Annotated in this window: 15 protein-coding genes and 5 tRNA genes; 14 read left to right on the top strand and 6 right to left on the bottom strand. The window is 35.8% G+C overall.

Annotated features, from left to right (window positions below; all coding sequences use genetic code 11):
* The first annotated feature begins 88 nt into the window (after nucleotides 1-88).
* On the top strand, nucleotides 89-1,318 hold the full coding sequence (locus tag BZG01_RS12960) for a GAF domain-containing SpoIIE family protein phosphatase (protein WP_101310268.1): 1,230 nt from the start codon (nucleotides 89-91) through the stop codon (nucleotides 1,316-1,318).
* 46 nt (nucleotides 1,319-1,364) lie between these two features.
* Here BZG01_RS12960 and BZG01_RS12965 read toward each other — a convergent pair whose 3' ends face one another.
* The 4 genes from BZG01_RS12965 to BZG01_RS12980 form a co-directional block, all read right to left on the bottom strand.
* The gene (locus tag BZG01_RS12965) at nucleotides 1,365-1,796 is read right to left on the bottom strand and encodes a DUF4625 domain-containing protein (protein WP_101310269.1); all 432 of its coding nucleotides are present in this window, start codon (nucleotides 1,794-1,796) and stop codon (nucleotides 1,365-1,367) included.
* 61 nt (nucleotides 1,797-1,857) lie between these two features.
* Complete coding sequence (tyrS, locus tag BZG01_RS12970; protein ID WP_101310270.1) at nucleotides 1,858-3,150, bottom strand: tyrosine--tRNA ligase; 1,293 nt, start codon at nucleotides 3,148-3,150, stop codon at nucleotides 1,858-1,860.
* Nucleotides 3,151-3,249: 99 nt separating this feature from the next.
* Nucleotides 3,250-4,278, bottom strand: coding sequence for a DUF3667 domain-containing protein (locus BZG01_RS12975; RefSeq protein WP_101310271.1), 1,029 nt, complete (start codon nucleotides 4,276-4,278; stop codon nucleotides 3,250-3,252).
* Nucleotides 4,278-4,820, bottom strand: coding sequence for a CvpA family protein (locus tag BZG01_RS12980; RefSeq protein ID WP_180327310.1), 543 nt, complete (start codon nucleotides 4,818-4,820; stop codon nucleotides 4,278-4,280). The genes BZG01_RS12975 and BZG01_RS12980 overlap by 1 nt, the downstream gene beginning before the upstream one ends.
* Before the next feature lie 134 nt (nucleotides 4,821-4,954).
* On the opposite strand from BZG01_RS12980, the gene BZG01_RS12985 reads away from it, so the two are divergent.
* From BZG01_RS12985 to BZG01_RS13000, 4 genes are all read left to right on the top strand, one after another.
* Entirely contained in the window at nucleotides 4,955-6,466 is a 1,512-nt protein-coding gene (locus BZG01_RS12985; RefSeq protein ID WP_101310273.1) for a GH3 auxin-responsive promoter family protein, read from the top strand.
* Nucleotides 6,467-6,472: 6 nt separating this feature from the next.
* On the top strand, nucleotides 6,473-7,243 hold the full coding sequence (locus BZG01_RS12990; RefSeq protein WP_101310274.1) for a hypothetical protein: 771 nt from the start codon (nucleotides 6,473-6,475) through the stop codon (nucleotides 7,241-7,243).
* A 98-nt stretch (nucleotides 7,244-7,341) separates the two neighbouring features.
* The gene (locus BZG01_RS12995; protein WP_101310275.1) at nucleotides 7,342-7,956 is read left to right on the top strand and encodes a deoxynucleoside kinase; all 615 of its coding nucleotides are present in this window, start codon (nucleotides 7,342-7,344) and stop codon (nucleotides 7,954-7,956) included.
* 80 nt (nucleotides 7,957-8,036) lie between these two features.
* Nucleotides 8,037-8,651: a deoxynucleoside kinase gene (locus tag BZG01_RS13000; RefSeq protein ID WP_101310276.1), complete on the top strand. Its 615-nt coding sequence runs from the start codon at nucleotides 8,037-8,039 to the stop codon at nucleotides 8,649-8,651.
* Here BZG01_RS13000 and BZG01_RS13005 read toward each other — a convergent pair.
* Complete coding sequence (locus tag BZG01_RS13005) at nucleotides 8,648-9,277, bottom strand: OmpW family outer membrane protein (RefSeq protein ID WP_101310277.1); 630 nt, start codon at nucleotides 9,275-9,277, stop codon at nucleotides 8,648-8,650. The two genes, BZG01_RS13000 and BZG01_RS13005, sit on opposite strands and share 4 nt — an antisense overlap.
* 87 nt (nucleotides 9,278-9,364) lie before the next feature.
* The gene (gene kbl, locus BZG01_RS13010) at nucleotides 9,365-10,555 is read right to left on the bottom strand and encodes a glycine C-acetyltransferase (protein ID WP_101310278.1); all 1,191 of its coding nucleotides are present in this window, start codon (nucleotides 10,553-10,555) and stop codon (nucleotides 9,365-9,367) included.
* A gap of 371 nt (nucleotides 10,556-10,926) precedes the next feature.
* On the opposite strand from kbl, the gene BZG01_RS13015 reads away from it, so the two are divergent.
* The 9 genes from BZG01_RS13015 to BZG01_RS13055 all read left to right on the top strand — a co-directional run bounded on the left by BZG01_RS13015 (nucleotide 10,927) and on the right by BZG01_RS13055 (nucleotide 16,231).
* Nucleotides 10,927-11,000 (top strand) — tRNA-Asn (locus BZG01_RS13015).
* 46 nt (nucleotides 11,001-11,046) lie between these two features.
* Nucleotides 11,047-11,120, top strand: a tRNA-Asn gene (locus BZG01_RS13020).
* Nucleotides 11,121-11,171: 51 nt separating this feature from the next.
* Nucleotides 11,172-11,254, top strand: a tRNA-Asn gene (locus BZG01_RS13025).
* A 46-nt stretch (nucleotides 11,255-11,300) separates the two neighbouring features.
* A tRNA-Asn gene (locus BZG01_RS13030) sits at nucleotides 11,301-11,383 on the top strand.
* Between the two features lie 47 nt (nucleotides 11,384-11,430).
* Nucleotides 11,431-11,504 (top strand) — tRNA-Asn (locus tag BZG01_RS13035).
* 96 nt (nucleotides 11,505-11,600) lie between these two features.
* Nucleotides 11,601-11,903, top strand: a complete 303-nt coding sequence (locus tag BZG01_RS13040) for a GIY-YIG nuclease family protein (protein WP_101310279.1) — start codon at nucleotides 11,601-11,603, stop codon at nucleotides 11,901-11,903.
* A gap of 172 nt (nucleotides 11,904-12,075) precedes the next feature.
* Nucleotides 12,076-12,786, top strand: coding sequence for a phosphatase PAP2 family protein (locus tag BZG01_RS13045; protein ID WP_180327311.1), 711 nt, complete (start codon nucleotides 12,076-12,078; stop codon nucleotides 12,784-12,786).
* Between the two features lie 34 nt (nucleotides 12,787-12,820).
* Nucleotides 12,821-14,257, top strand: coding sequence for an MFS transporter (locus tag BZG01_RS13050; RefSeq protein WP_101310281.1), 1,437 nt, complete (start codon nucleotides 12,821-12,823; stop codon nucleotides 14,255-14,257).
* Nucleotides 14,258-14,488: 231 nt separating this feature from the next.
* Nucleotides 14,489-16,231 carry an endonuclease gene (locus tag BZG01_RS13055; protein ID WP_101310282.1) on the top strand — a complete coding sequence of 581 codons (1,743 nt, stop codon included), beginning with the start codon at nucleotides 14,489-14,491 and terminating at the stop codon, nucleotides 16,229-16,231.
* The last annotated feature ends 173 nt before the right edge of the window (nucleotides 16,232-16,404 follow it).

The raw sequence follows: 16,404 nt of genomic DNA on the forward strand, positions 1-16,404 counted from the left end.
TTATGGAATCCTTTTTTTTTTTCATATTTCCGATTGACTGATGATTTGATATTTCTTAAATTAGCATGGAACATAAACCCTCCCTATCGTGATCAAGCAACAATCTGTTAACAGCAAATTTAAGCTCAACCTAATCCTTAAAATTACTCAGGCGATTAATGAAAACTTATCAATTGATGAGCTTTTGCAGCAGTATAAGCATATTTTATTTAATGATCTTAAGATTGGGAAAATTGCAGTTTACAAATTTAGTTCCCGCTGGGAAAAATTATTGGTATCCGGTATTTCAAAAGAATGCATTGATAAGATTAAAATTGGAAAACACCTAAGCAGTATTTCTGAAATTACTTATGTATCACGAGATTTACCCGAAGTGTTCTGGTCTTTTGATTTTATTATTCCGGTCATCCACAAAAATTCAGTACTTGCATACATCCTAATTGGTGATATCGATGAAGAAATGGAAGGAATGAGCCCGGCAATCAGACACCTTAGCTTCATACAAACCATTTCCAATATTATCATTGTGGCCATGGAGAACAAACGTCTGTACAAACAATTATTGATTCAGGAAGCTTTTAAGAAGGAAATGGAATTGGCTTCAAAAATCCAAAACCTTCTCATTCCCAATCAAAGCTCACTGCCACAAAATCAATATATTTCTACCTGCGGATATTATCAGCCACACTTTGAAATTGGCGGCGATTATTACGATTTTATCAACTTTAACGATCAGGAGTTAGGATTTTGTATTGGTGATGTTTCAGGAAAAGGAATTCCGGCAGCCTTAATCATGTCTAATTTTCAAGCTACATTACGGGCGCTTTTCAGGCCTGAAACACCGCTGGATGAACTCATGGTTCAATTGAACCAAAAAGTATGCGACAACTCAAGCAGTGAGAAATTCCTGACCTTTTTTATTGGGATTTACAATTACACCACCAGAAAGCTGAAATATGTGAATGCCAGTCATCACCCTCCACTTCTTTACAATTTTGTAAATGGAGAAACTACCTTACTAAAAAAAGGATGTATTGGTTTGGGTATGCTTAATGAAATCCCAGCCATATCAATTGGAGAAATTACTATTAATGAGCATTCAAAGCTGCTTTGCTATACCGATGGATTAATAGAACTCGAAAGAGATGATCAAATGGAGGTAGGCGTTCAGTTCCTAACCAAAACGTTCGCAACACAAAAAAATATCTCAGATACCTTTACAGATCTGATACATCACATCGACATCGGAAAAAAGAACAAGACCGTAATAGACGATATCTCTTTGTTCGGCATCGAGTTCAAAACTACACAAATGTAAAAAGGAACGGCATCAGCCGTTCCTTTTCAATTGGAATATTATTTTTCTATTCTACTACAAAAATTCGGGGCTCTGATTTTATATTTTCTTCTGTTGAAGCATCCGTAACTTTTATTTCTATGGTATATTCTCCCTTTTCTGGATTACCCGGCAATGTCATATCAAATGCAACATCTTGAGTTTTTCCTGACAATAAACCTGATTTATCAAATGTAAAAACCTCTGGAGCTACTTTTACAGATGCTACACTAGCAGCTTTAGTTAACTTAACGTTTACAACATAGGATTTTAGAGCAACATTATCAGTAGCAGTAAAACTCACTTTTACTATTGCATCTCCAACAAATGATTCCTTTGCTTCAGGACTTTTAATTGTAATTCCAGGAGCTTCTTTATCAGTATCATCTCCACCACTACTGCCACAACTCATCATACCTATTGAGAAAAGAACGATAAGGGCATACTTTAAGAATTTCATATAATCTGATTTTAGTTTGTGATTTAGTTTTATCTAATAAAAATAGTTGATAGCTAGCAAACTAGCAAGCAACTACAAGGAAATAATTCTTTTTACCTTTTTGAACCAAAAAATATTTATCTGCAATTAAATGTTCTTTTGTAATTAACATCTCCGGATTATCTACTTTTTCCTTATTAATACTGATTGCATTGCCTTTAAAAAGTCTTCTTAGTTCTCCTTTCGATGGAAATACATCTGTTTTAACAGCCAATAATTCCAAAATATCAATACCATTGTCAAATTCAGACTTACTAACAGTAAACTGAGGTACTCCTTCAAAAACAGATAAGAATGTCTCTTCATCCAATTTTTTCAAAACATCAGCTGTGGCTTTTCCAAATAAAATTTGAGATGCTTCAACTGCTGTATTGTAATCTTCTTCGGAGTGGATCATGATAGTTACCTCTTTAGCTAACCGTTGCTGCAATTTTCTCATATGAGGAGCTTCCTGATGTTCTTCTATCAGAGCAAAAATTTCTTCTTTCGGAAGAAGTGTGAATATTTTAAGGTATTTCGCGGCATCTTCATCAGAGGTATTCAGCCAAAACTGGTAGAATTTATAAGGCGAAGTACGTTTAGGATCTAACCAAATATTTCCTGATTCTGTTTTTCCAAACTTTCCACCATCTGCTTTAGTAATCAGCGGACAAGTTATCGCAAAAGCAGTACCACTTTCTTTTCGGCGAATTAATTCTGTTCCGGTAGTAATGTTTCCCCACTGATCGGAACCACCCATCTGCAATTTGCAGTTCTTAGTTCGGTAAAGTTCCAAAAAGTCAGTTCCCTGCACTAATTGGTAAGTAAATTCGGTAAAAGACATTCCTGATTTAGAATCAGCACTTAATCTTTTCTTTACAGAATCCTTACTCATCATGTAATTCACAGTAAGGTGTTTGCCAATATCACGAATAAAATCAAGAAAGGTAAAGTCCTTCATCCAATCGTAATTGTTCACCATTTCGGCAGCATTTACGGCGTCTGAATCGAAATCCATGAACTTGGAAAGCTGCGCACGCAAACATTCCTGATTGTGACGAAGAGTTTTTTCATCCAGTAAATTTCTTTCCTGAGATTTACCTGAAGGATCTCCGATCATGCCGGTTGCTCCTCCTACCAATACAATTGGCTTGTGTCCCGATACCTGAAAATGTTTTAACATCATTACACCAACAAGGTGTCCGATGTGCAGTGAATCTGCCGTAGGATCAATTCCTACATAAGCTGATGTTAGTTCTTTTGCAAGTTGTTCTTCTATTCCAGGCATCATATCGTGAATCATGCCCCGCCACTGGAGTTCCTCAATAAAATTCATTTGTTCTGTATTTAATTTCCTGATAGGAATCTAATTATCAATTTTCTATTTGAATGGCAAAGATAAGAATTTTACCATTTTATTATGCTGTAATTTTTTCTATTCAACAACTAGTGAAATCAAGCTGTATAAAATCCCCGATATCAGTAAAATATTATAGATAAAAGAAAGCATAAAAAATTTCACAATTGTTTTTATCCATGATTGCTGATAATAAAATTTCAAGGCCAGAAAAAGTTGTATGGGAATCAATAAATACAAATAAAAAGCAAACTGATGAACAAATTCTAATTTGGTCATTATCAACAGCTCACTAACAATCACAATCACAAAAATAAAAGAATGGAAATTAAGTGATATTAATAAATGTTCTAACAAATAATGCTTCCTGCGGATGTAGAACAGTGCCAAAAACAAAGCAAATACCGGAAGTATAATCAGCAAAGTTTGTGATAACTTTTTAAAGACATTATCCATCATCAAGGTTGGATTTAACTTCCACATGTCAATCACACGTTTTACATCTGAATTTCCGAACTTGTTATTCTTCCCTCCCTTTCCGCCAAAAGTAATTGATTGCGCCGTTTGTGCAGTATCCTGACTAATATTTAAGTTAAACAATCCTTTTTTTAATTTTGAATTGGTCAAAGAATCTGACTCCAAGCTATCTACCTGGTTTTTATTTTCATCAACCATATCCTCGAAATAGGATAATACATCAACATCTTTTCCTTCCTCTGTTGTAAAAGTAAAGTTTTTTTCTGCCTGAGTTTCGGGCATGTGATTGTGGGAAAGCAGTAAAAATGCAAAAAAAGTAAGAAATAGATACAGTCGAAAAGGTGGCGTATATCTGGCTCTTTTCCCTCTCATAAACTCTTTGGTAAGATAACCAGGCCGAACAAACAGAGGCACTATCGTATGAAGAAATTTATTATCAAGCGATAGAGCATCTCCAAGCGATTCGGACAAGACACTAAAAAAAGGTCTGTGAAAATCTTTTACCGACTGACCACAATTGGAACAAAAACTACCATTAACCGGATGTTCGCAATTGGCACAAAACCCCTCAAAATGAAAAACTTTCCTTTTGGGAAGTTTTTGGATGCATTTCTTAATTATTTCTTTCATCAGACTTCAAGAGGGAGTTCTTTTTTCACTTTTTCCTTAATCTTTTCTTTCGTATCACTAAAATCTGAATCAAACAATTCAAACATCTTTTCCGAAACAGTTGTCATTGGCTTATATAAGTAGCTTCCATCTTTTTTTTCATCTGAAATAAATTTAAATTTCCGATCTAAATAATCAACAAAATAGACAATAATACCGATTATAATAATGCCCTTCATTAAACCAAATACCATTCCCAAAATTCGGTTAAACATCCCTAAAGCAACAGCTTCAACAAGTGAATTGAGAAGCTTGCCAATGATATGAACAATAATTACAATGACAATAAATGTGATTCCAAATGAAATGTATCCCATATATTCGGAGTCGTAATTAAAACGATCCCTTATGAATTGCGCTGTAAAATCGGAGAAATGAATGGCTCCATAGATCCCTAATACTAAAGCAATCAAGGTAGCAATTTCAAAGATGAAACCATTCTTAAAACCTTTAACCATTACCCAAAGCAATGGAATACCTATCAATATATCGAGAATATTCATTTGTAATGCGTTTCTAATTTGACAATGATCACCAAATATAAGTAAAAACCAACATAACCTGAGCATAATATTTAGATAAGAAACAAGACCTCAATTAAAATTTCTTTATATTTAAATCAGTAAACTATTCAAATATGGCTTTAATAAACTCTCTTGTTAGTTGGCTGAATACGAAAAGATTCTCTCAGATCGATTTTTTTAAAAATCATCCGATTGAAACTCAGAAAGAAACCCTTACGCAGTTAATCGAACAAGCTTCGAATACTGAATGGGGAAAAAAGTATGACTTTAAAAGTATTCGCACACTTTCTGAATTTAAAGATAGATTGCCGGTTCAAACCTATGAAGATATAGAACCTTACATTAACAGACTTAGGAATGGTGAGCAAAATATTTTTTGGCCTTCCGAAATAAAATGGTTTGCCAAATCGTCAGGCACCACCAATTCGAAAAGCAAATTTATTCCGGTAAGTAAAGAAGCTTTGGAAGACTGTCACTTTCGAGGAGGAAAAGACATTTTAGCCATCTATACTTCTCTGTTCCCCGAAACCGGGATTTTTAAAGGGAAAGGATTAACACTTGGTGGAAGTCATCAGATTAACAACATCAAAAATGATTCTTATTATGGTGATTTGTCAGCTATTCTAATTCAAAATTTGCCTTTTTGGGCTGATTTTATAAGAACACCTGATACATCTATCGTATTAATGGATGAGTGGGAAGAAAAACTGAATAAAATGACAGAAGCAACACTGAATGAGAATGTAACCAGTTTATCTGGTGTACCTTCCTGGTTTTTGGTTCTGTTAAAACATATTTTAAATGCTTCAGGCAAAAACAACATTCACGAAATATGGCCTAATCTTGAACTTTTTGTTCATGGAGGTGTTAGTTTCGACCCTTACCGTGAACAATTTAAAGGATTGTTACCATCTCAAAATATGCACTATCTGGAGACCTATAACGCCTCCGAAGGTTTTTTCGGAATTCAGGATAATCCTTTAGATGATTCACTGCTTTTGATGTTGGATTACGGTATTTATTATGAATTTATTCCTATTGAATGTTTGGCCAATGATCATCCAGGAGCCATCAGTCTGGAAGAGGTAAAACTTCATACAAACTACGCAATCGTTATTACAACCAACGGAGGATTGTGGCGTTATCAAATTGGAGACACCATCCGGTTTACATCAAAAGCCCCGTTTAAATTTAAGATTTCGGGCAGAACCAAATTATTCATCAATGCCTTTGGTGAGGAATTAATTATTGACAATGCCGAAAAGGCAATTCAAACAGCCTGCGTAAAAACCAATTCAATCATTAAAGAGTATACAGCCGCTCCTGTGTTTATGGCATCGAATCAAAAAGGGGCTCACCAATGGTTAATTGAATTTGAAAAAGCACCCGGCAACATTGACGAATTCAATTTCATATTAGACAATGCCTTAATGAGTGCAAACTCTGATTATGAGGCAAAAAGATACAAAAACATTACCCTTGAGAAACCACACATTACCATCGCTAAACCTGGTTTATTTTATCAGTGGCTGAAAGAAAAAGGAAAATTGGGCGGTCAGAATAAAGTACCCCGACTTTCAAATAATCGTGATTTAATTGAGGAACTACTACAAAAAAACAACTAATCATTTATGCTGCAATTCCTTCTTTGGATATCTCTTTTGTTTCCATCTCAAAATAATGTTCAGATCAATCAGGTTCATGATTTTATTTCGGTTGATCACCTGGGCAATATATTTGTCGTGAATAAGTCCGAACTAATTGAATTCAATTCGAAGGGAGAGAAATTGACCGTTTTTTCTAATTCCATGCTGGGTTCTATCTGTCATATTGATGTCTCGAACCCACTTCGAATACTGATTTTTTACAATGATTTTAATCAAATATTATTTCTGGACCGTAATCTGGCAGAAATTGGCGGCGAAATTGATTTATTTGAATTTTCGGATAACGAAACCGAATTGGTTTGCACTTCTGCAAATGGCGGGTTTTGGATGTATAACTCAAATGACAATCAGGCAATTCATATTTCGGACATTGGCAAAATAATAAATCAAAGCAGCTTACTGAACTCCTTTTATCAGGATTGTATTCCTGATAAAATGCTGGAATACAACAACGATTTGTACCTCCTTTATCCGAAAATGGGAATTCTGAATCTGGATCGGAACGGCCAATTCAAGAAAAAAATTCCACAACCGGGCATCAAAAACTTCCAAATATCCAAGAACACACTTCTATACACAACTGAATCAGGAATTTATTCCTTTCAGCCAATGTCCAGAGAAGACAAATTAATTTTCAGTTTAGAAGATTTAAAAGATTCTCAACTTATCATCCGAAACAACAATTTGTATGTTTCTAATAAAAAATCAATATCAATTAAAGCATTAACCCTCTGATTAAAAACAGACTGCAGCTTACTGGTATTTTTTCCAATTGAATTCCTGAAAAATATTCTTAATTTTAGTTGCCTTTTTCACACAAAGTAAACATAAATATGCACATTGCTGTTGCTGGAAATATTGGAGCTGGTAAAACTACACTAGCGGGATTATTAGCTAAACACTACGGATGGGAAGCTCATTTCGAAGATGTTGATGAAAATCCATATTTAAATGATTTTTACGATGATATGAAGCGATGGTCGTTCGCTCTTCAGATTCATTTTTTAAATAGTCGTTTCAATCAGGTTTTGACCTTACGCAAATCCGGGAAAGACATCATTCAGGACAGAACCATCTACGAGGATGCCTATATTTTTGCTCCTAATCTGGAATCGATGAGTTTAATGCCCAGAAGAGATTTTGACAACTATCTGTCTCTTTTCAATATCATGAGTTCATTAATTCAGCCACCGGATCTGCTTATTTATTTGCGTGCAAGCATTCCTACGCTGGTAAGTCATATTCAGGAGCGTGGCCGTAATTATGAGGAAACCATTCGCTTAGACTATCTGAAGCGTTTAAACGAGCGTTATGAGGCATGGATATCGGGCTATGCAAATGGCAAGCTTCTGATTATTGATGTGGACAACATTAATTTCCTGAAAAACCCTAAAGACTTAAGTGAAGTAATCAACAAAATTGATGCTCAGCTAAACGGACTCTTTTAAATTATAAATGATGAATTATCAATTTATGAGTTCATATCCATAATTGTTAATTCTTAATTCATAACTCATAATTACTAAACATGCATATCGCAATAGCTGGAAACATTGGCTCCGGTAAAACTACCCTTACCGAACTGCTTGCAAAACAATATGGCTGGGAGGCTCATTATGAAGATGTAGATGAAAATCCTTATTTAAATGATTTTTACGACGACATGAAACGATGGTCGTTCAATCTTCAAATCTATTTTTTAAAAAGTCGGTTCAACCAAATTATGGAAATCCGTAAAGCGGGAAAAAATGTAATTCAGGATCGTACCATTTATGAAGATGCCATGATTTTTGCTCCTAATTTATTTGATATGGGTTTGATGTCGCAACGCGATTTTAAAAATTACAACAACCTGTTCGAATTAATGGGATCAATGGTTCAAGCTCCTGATCTGCTAATCTATTTGCGGTCGTCTGTTCCTACATTGGTCAATCAAATTCAGAAAAGAGGCCGCGATTACGAAGAAACCATCCGTCTGGATTACTTAAAAAACCTGAACACCAGATACGAAACATGGATTCAGAATTACAATCGTGGCAAACTATTGATTGTTGATGCCGACAATATTGATTTTCTGGATAATCCTGAAGATTTAAACAACATTATGGATAAGGTAGAGGCTCAAATTCACGGATTGTTTTAAAAACGGTAAAACAATCCGATTGATAATTCTGGGAGAGAGATCTTATCTAGACCAGAATATGCAGTTATTGAATCTGAGAGATTAGGAATATAAATATATCGCAAATTCATATCAAAGCTCCATTCATCGGAAAGATGATACAAAAAGCCAATATTTGGAGCTAATCCTACTTTATTATCAGTCATATCAATTTTTATATTTTCCATTCCAGCTGATATAGCTGTAAAATCAACTTTATTTCTATAGTAGAAATAGCCAAAGGCTAGAGAAGCATAAGGTCTAAAATCACGATCCCAACTATCGAAATAGTAAGACGCTCTTAACAGAGCTGAACCAATATTATAATCTACGTTGTAACTTCCACGATGATCTGCATTCCAAAAATCATCTTGTCCTAAAATACTATAACCAAGCTCAACACCAACTCCTATCTTCTTATTAAGCATCATCTGACCGGTTAACCTAATCGAAGGTCCTCCTTTCGCCTGATCTCCTAAATCTCCAAAAGGATGCTGGTAACCAACAGAAGCACCAACTAAAAACTTTTCATCTTTATAATACTGAGCTTTTCCTACAGAACAAATACAGATTGCCAACAGGAAAAATATAGTAGATTTAAACCTCATCGATTCTATTTTAAAATTTATCAGCCACTAAATTACAAAAAAATGGGAACCAAACCGGCTCCCATTTCATATATAACTTGAATAAAATTATTCAATTACTTTTAATTCTTTTCCAATTTTAATGAAAGCAGCCAAAGCTTTATCCAAATGCTCTTTTGTGTGCGCAGCAGAAAGTTGAATTCTTATTCTTGCTTGTCCTTTCGCTACAACCGGATAATAAAATCCGATCACATAAATACCTTCTTCCAGTAATTTAGCTGCAAATTGTTGTGATAGCACTGCATCGTACAACATCAAAGCATTAATAGCCGATTCGGATGGTTTTACATCAAAACCTGCAGCCAATAATCTTTCTCTGAAATATTTAGAATTTGAAATTACCTTATCGCGTAATTCTGTAGATTCGGTTAACATTTCGAATACTGCTAAAGAAGCTCCTACAATTACAGGAGAAAGCGAGTTCGAGAATAAATACGGACGGGATCTTTGACGTAAAATATCGATAATTTCTGCTTTACCAGTTGTAAATCCGCCTAAAGCTCCACCCAATGCTTTTCCTAATGTACTTGTGATAATATCAACACGATCCATACAATTATGGTATTCGTGAGTTCCCCGGCCGGTATCACCAATAAAACCGGAAGCATGACTATCATCAACCATTACTAATGCATTGTACTTATCAGCCAAATCACAAATTTCATTCAGTTTCGCAATATCTCCGTCCATAGAGAATACTCCGTCGGTAACAATTATACGAAAACGCTGCGCCTGAGAGATCTTTAACTGAGCCTCCAAATCTTCCATATCAGCATGCTTGTAACGATATCTGGCCGCTTTACACAAACGAACCCCGTCAATAATCGAAGCATGATTCAACTCATCAGAAATAATCGCATCTTCCTTGTCGAATAATGGTTCAAAAACGCCGCCGTTTGCATCAAAAGCTGCTGCGTACAATATAGTATCTTCAGTTCCGAAGAAAGCCGCAACCTTTTCTTCCAATTCTTTATGAATATCGGTTGTACCACAAATAAAACGAACAGACGACATTCCATATCCATGCGACTTTAAAGCTTTTGAAGCTCCCTCCATAACCCGGGGATTGGAAGACAAACCTAAATAGTTATTCGCACAAAAATTTAATACTGTTTTACCAGTATTTACTTTAATTTCTGCACCTTGTGGGGTTGTTATAACTCTTTCGTTTTTATACAAGCCGGCATCTTTAATAGACTGTATTTCCTCTGCCAAGTAATCTTTGAATTTTCCGTACATGAGTGTTTGTTGTTTATATGTGTTAGGTGTTTAATATGTTTCTAAATTCCAAGCCAAAATTACAATAAAATTTCGCTTCTGAGTTTTTCAAAAACTGTTTTTTTGTTGCTGCTTATTATCCAATTCCGTTTTTAACCAAATAATTTTCCTTTCAGACCAACTCATCCTGCAAAACTCAATCCTTGAAAAACAATCACATAGCCATTACGTACAGATAGCAACAAGTCAAATTCAGATTAAAAAATCATTTTTTTGAAAAAATATTCCGGCAGATGTTGTATTATTGAACAAATCCTATTAGTTTTGCATCGCAATTTTCCTCCAGAATGTACGTCATTCGTGCAACTCAGAAGAAAATTTGGAAGTTATACTCCTTCTTAGCTCAGTTGGTTAGAGCATCTGACTGTTAATCAGAGGGTCCTAGGTTCAAGTCCTAGAGAGGGAGCAAAAAAAGCAAGCTAAATGCTTTCAAAACAATTTTAGCAGAGTATTCCTTCTTAGCTCAGTTGGTTAGAGCATCTGACTGTTAATCAGAGGGTCCCAGGTTCAAGTCCTGGAGAGGGAGCAAAAAAAAAAAGCAAGCTAAATGCTTTCAAAAACAATTTTAGCAGAGTATTCCTTCTTAGCTCAGTTGGTTAGAGCATCTGACTGTTAATCAGTCCCGACGAGTCGGTATAGGTTCAAGTCCTAGAGAGGGAGCAAAAAAAGCAAGCTAAATGCTTTCAAAACAATTTTAGCAGAGTATTCCTTCTTAGCTCAGCTGGTTAGAGCATCTGACTGTTAATCAGTCCCGACGAGTCGGGATAGGTTCAAGTCCTGGAGAGGGAGCAAAAAAAAGCAAGCTAAATGCTTTCAAAACAATTTTAGCAGAGTATTCCTTCTTAGCTCAGTTGGTTAGAGCATCTGACTGTTAATCAGAGGGTCCTAGGTTCAAGTCCTAGAGAGGGAGCCGAAAGCCATCCATTGCGGGTGGCTTTTTTCGTATCCTTAATTTTTCTTCCCTGCAAAAGTGACTCCAGATCCAAAATTTCCTTAATTTAGTTATATGTTTTTCATATATATTTTATACTCTCCTTCATCAGACAAATACTATCTAGGATATACCGAAGATGTTTCCAAGCGGATTTTCATGCATAACAACCCCATACGAACAAGTTACACTTCTAAACACAGACCATGGATTCTTAAAAAAGCATTTAAAGTTGGTAACAACAAAACTCTTGCTTTAAAAATTGAACGAAAAATTAAGAAAATGAAAAGCCGAAAATATCTCGAACAATTACTGGATCCGCAGATAGGCGAACAAATGTTTGGTGATCTTTTAATATCATCAACACCTGACTGTTAATCAGTCCCGACGAGTCGGGATAGGTTCAAGTCCTGGAGAGGGAGCAGAAAGCCATCCATTGCGGGTGGCTTTTTCTTTTTTTAGGTACTCCGATCCAAAATTTTCATCTATTTTTGTTGGAATTGAAAAATTCTATGCTTTGAAACACTATTCATTACCAATATGTCTTTTTTTGATCCTGCTTTTAAGTATCCCAATTTATGGATATGCTCAGGTAAAAATTGATACAACAGTTACATTTCCTAAAACCCGGCTAAATCCTGGATTAGGCAAAAGGGTTTTTAATAAAGAAAATCTATTGGTGTTTGGTGGATTATTAGGCACTTCATTTCTACTCGACGAATGGTCGAACAAACGGCTGAAATTAAATCAAAATTCCTTTTTAGATTCCTACACCAATATCTTTAATGAATTTGGTGAGAAGAAATACATTGCACCTGCCACATTTGCGACCTGGATTATTGGCACAGCAATTAAGGATGAAAGGCTGTCAACTACTGCGCTCAACTCGGGAAAAGCTTTAATCACTGCTGCAATTTTAACCGAAGGCACAAAAATAATAGCCGGTCGATCCAGACCATCATTAAACAGAGGAAATATGCATTTTGATGCTTTTGGAGGAACCAGCAACGAAACAAAATCATTCCCTTCCGGACACGCTTTTGTATCCTGGGCAGTATTCACTCCTTTCGCCGAAGAATACAGCAAATGGATTTACGTGATTCCAGCCTCCGTGAGCTTTGCAAGAATGTACCGGAACAAGCATTGGTTTTCCGATGTTGTTTTAGGAGGAGGAATTGGCTATTTTGCAGGCCTTTATTTTCACAAAAGAAAAAACCAATCTGTCATTTTCGACGGAAATGGAATTGTAATCAAATTTTAACCAAACAAATTTATACAACCCAAAACCCAATATTATGAGCTTAACAAGTGTCTTTAAAAAATTCCCGAAAACCTTTTGGGTTGCAAACTCCATAGAACTATTCGAAAGATGGGCATGGTATGGTTTTTTCATGCTTTTTGCAAATTACCTTACCGGATCTTCAGATGCCGGAGGTCTTGAATTTACTCAAGTTCAAAAGGGTATGATCATGGGAATCGGTACTGGAATCCTTTACTTCCTCCCAATATTAACAGGATCGATTGCAGACAAATACGGATATAAAAAAGTATTATTCTTAGCATTTATCATCTACACTTCTGCTTTTATTCTGTTGCCAATGTTCGATACTTTTACCGGAGTTTTTATCATGTATCTTTATTTGGCATTAGGGGCAGCACTTTTTAAACCTATCATATCAGCAACAATCGCTAAAACTACCACCGATGAGACTGCCTCAATCGGGTTTGGTATTTTCTACATGATGGTGAATATTGGCGCTTTCTTTGGTCCAATGGTTACACTACTATTCAAGAATTCCTCATACAACCTAGTCTTTTACATCTCCGCAGGTATTGTGGCAATCAACTTTATATTGCTGCTATTCTATAAAGAACCCAATCGTAAACCTAATAACGACACTTTGGGTGTTTCAATCGCTAATGTTTTTAAAAACATAGGTCTGGTAGTGGTTGATTTAAAATTTATGCTTTTTTTATTGATTATTGCAGGTTTCTGGACGATGTACAATCAATTATTTTTTACCCTTCCTGTTTTTATTGCTCAATGGGTTGATACATCAGTTGTTTTTAATTTCTTTCATAATACAATACCTTTCTTCAGTGAAAATTACGGTACTCATAACGGACAAATGGAAGCGGAGTTCATTACAAATTTTGATGCCCTATTCATCATCATTTTTCAACTCATTGTATCAACCATTGTTATGAAATGGCAACCACTTAAAACAATGATGACTGGATTTTTAGTTTGTGCAATTGGAATGTCACTTACTCTTTTCACCCAAAATGTACTATTTACTTTTGCCGCAATCTACATCTTTGCAATTGGTGAAATGGCCGGATCTCCAAAAATTACCGAATACATCGGACGAATTGCTCCTGCTGATAAAAAAGCTCTTTACATGGGGTATTCATTCATTCCTGTATTCCTTGGAAATGTATTTGCCGGTTTTATTTCAGGTAACGTTTATCAGGACATGTCGGACAAAACCTTATTTGTAAAGCAAGAAGTAGCTAAAAGAGGTCTTGAAATTTCTGAAAGTCTCTCACAAAACGAATATTTCAATCGTGCGGCAGAATCAATGAGCATGACCCCAAACGAATTAACAAACTATTTGTGGTCTTCATATAATCCATCGAAAATATGGTATGTGATTTTAGCGATTGGCCTTTTCGCAGTTCTGGCTCTCTATTTTTACGATAGATTACTGCTGAACAAAAAAGCACAATAGCCTGCAAACAAGGACTCGATAAAACAACAAATCCCACTCCGGTGGGATTTTTTTTGTCTTCTTCATCAAAACTATTGAGATTAGCAAGGACTTCTGCATTATATTTTTTAATTTGCAGACGAAATAAATCAACAAATAAAGTCACTTTTTGCTGATTTATTCGTACTAAAAAAACCACTCAACCATTTTTATGCTACCCAACCAAATTAATAACATGTTAAGGCATATTATATGATAAGAACTCTACACGTAAAAATTTTATTTTTCCTCTCTGTTTTTGTTGCTTTTTCAGTTGCAGCAACAGCTCAGATTTCTATTGAAGAATACTACCAAAACGCTGCCGGAAAAACAGGTGGTGAATTGAAGACTGCATTGCATTCAATTATTAGAAATCACACCGAACTGCCCTATACAACTAAAGATGCCGGTGACCAATACAATGTTTGGGAAGCGCTTAAGATTACTGATGAAGATCCAAATAATACAGACAATGTACTTCTAATTTATACCGGAAGAAGTGAAGTGAAAACAAGACAAGATGATGGAGTAAGTAATGATCCCGATTCCTGGAACAGAGAACACATCTGGGCCAAATCACATGGAAATTTTGGAACCGACCGGGGTGCAGGAACAGATATTCATCATCTTAGAGCCTGCGACCGAAGTGTAAATACAGATCGAAGCAATAAGTTTTTTGACAATGGCGGAACAGCTCATTCTGAAGCTGCAGAATGTAAATTTGACGGAGACTCCTGGGAACCCCGCGATGCTGTGAAAGGCGACATAGCCCGAATGATATTATACATGGCCGTATGTTACGAGGGAGAAAATGGTGATCCTGATTTGGAAATGACCAATGATATGACTTACAGCATGGATAATTACTCTGCTCCGTTTTTTGGTAAGCTATCTACTTTATTAGTTTGGAATACACAGGATCCGGTTGATGATGCCGAAAAAGCAAGAAACGAAAAGGTTTATACGATTCAAGGCAATAGAAATCCATTTATTGATTATCCAGAGTGGGCTGACGAAGTTTGGCCACCCGATACAGATAGCCCTGCTATCGCCGAACTATCTCCTGTTAATGAATCTTCCGGAGTCTCATTAACGGCAAATCTCATTATCAAATTTAATGAAGATATAAAAGAAGGAACAGGTAGTGTTACCATCAAAAGATACAGTGACGAAACAATTTTTGAAACACTAACAATTCCAAGTGCCAGATTAACTTATTCAGGCAACCAGCTGTTAATAAACTCTGAAGCTAAATACGAAGAAGGAGTTAGATACTATGTTGTAATTGATAATGGTGTAATTACCGATGCTTCCTCGAATGCTTTTGAAGGATTTTCGGATAAAACCATATGGAACTTCACAGCAACCTACACTCCTCCTGCAATTACCGGATTTACTCCGGCTGACGACAGCGAAAATGTTCCCGTAAGCACTGATCTGGAAATTACTTTTGATAAAAATGTACAAGCTGGAAATGGTAAAATTTATATTAAAACCAATGGCACTGCAGTAGAGGAAATATTTGCTTCAGATGCATCTGTCACTTATAGTGGGACTCAAGTAAGTATTGATTTATCCGATGATCTGGAAACAGGAACCGAATATTACATTAACATTGATAATAATGCATTTGTAAGTTCAAACAGCATAGCTTTTGCAGGTATCAGTTCCATTACAGACTGGTCTTTCACTACCGAAAACCCTACCGGAATTGATGATTTACATACCGATGGAATTCCATCATTCTACCCGAACCCAGCCGTGAATGAAATCCGGTTGAAAAATATGGATGATGTGGAATCGATGTATATTTCGAACTTAACCGGGCGAAATATCATGGAAATAAAATCTCCTGATACAAGAATATTCATTAGTAAATTGCCAAAAGGGATGTATTTTGTGACCTTTGTTACTTTCGACGGAAAACGAATTACCAAAAAATTACTAAAACAATAAGTTGTAAAATTCTAATTAATTAAGACTGTTCTCGAATGGAACAGTCTTTTTTTTGGGGCAGAGGACTCTAAATATCTTTAAGATCCGAAACAACCACCCCTCCTGATGGCGAACCGCCACCTGTACAGGTGGGAGACCACCACTCTCATACGTGGAAGGTCACCACCTGTACA

This window comes from Labilibaculum manganireducens, assembly GCF_002843385.1.
Lineage (GTDB): Bacteria > Bacteroidota > Bacteroidia > Bacteroidales > Marinifilaceae > Labilibaculum > Labilibaculum manganireducens.

Coding starts and splice junctions, on each gene's coding strand:
- BZG01_RS12965 (WP_101310269.1), bottom strand. CDS start 1,796: ATGAAATTCTTAAAGTATGCCCTTATCGTTCTTTTCTCAATAGGTATG.
- tyrS (WP_101310270.1), bottom strand. CDS start 3,150: ATGAATTTTATTGAGGAACTCCAGTGGCGGGGCATGATTCACGATATG.
- BZG01_RS12975 (WP_101310271.1), bottom strand. CDS start 4,278: ATGAAAGAAATAATTAAGAAATGCATCCAAAAACTTCCCAAAAGGAAA.
- BZG01_RS12980 (WP_180327310.1), bottom strand. CDS start 4,820: ATGAATATTCTCGATATATTGATAGGTATTCCATTGCTTTGGGTAATG.
- BZG01_RS12985 (WP_101310273.1), top strand. CDS start 4,955: ATGGCTTTAATAAACTCTCTTGTTAGTTGGCTGAATACGAAAAGATTC.
- BZG01_RS12990 (WP_101310274.1), top strand. CDS start 6,473: ATGCTGCAATTCCTTCTTTGGATATCTCTTTTGTTTCCATCTCAAAAT.
- BZG01_RS12995 (WP_101310275.1), top strand. CDS start 7,342: ATGCACATTGCTGTTGCTGGAAATATTGGAGCTGGTAAAACTACACTA.
- BZG01_RS13000 (WP_101310276.1), top strand. CDS start 8,037: ATGCATATCGCAATAGCTGGAAACATTGGCTCCGGTAAAACTACCCTT.
- BZG01_RS13005 (WP_101310277.1), bottom strand. CDS start 9,277: ATGAGGTTTAAATCTACTATATTTTTCCTGTTGGCAATCTGTATTTGT.
- kbl (WP_101310278.1), bottom strand. CDS start 10,555: ATGTACGGAAAATTCAAAGATTACTTGGCAGAGGAAATACAGTCTATT.
- BZG01_RS13040 (WP_101310279.1), top strand. CDS start 11,601: ATGTTTTTCATATATATTTTATACTCTCCTTCATCAGACAAATACTAT.
- BZG01_RS13050 (WP_101310281.1), top strand. CDS start 12,821: ATGAGCTTAACAAGTGTCTTTAAAAAATTCCCGAAAACCTTTTGGGTT.
- BZG01_RS13055 (WP_101310282.1), top strand. CDS start 14,489: ATGATAAGAACTCTACACGTAAAAATTTTATTTTTCCTCTCTGTTTTT.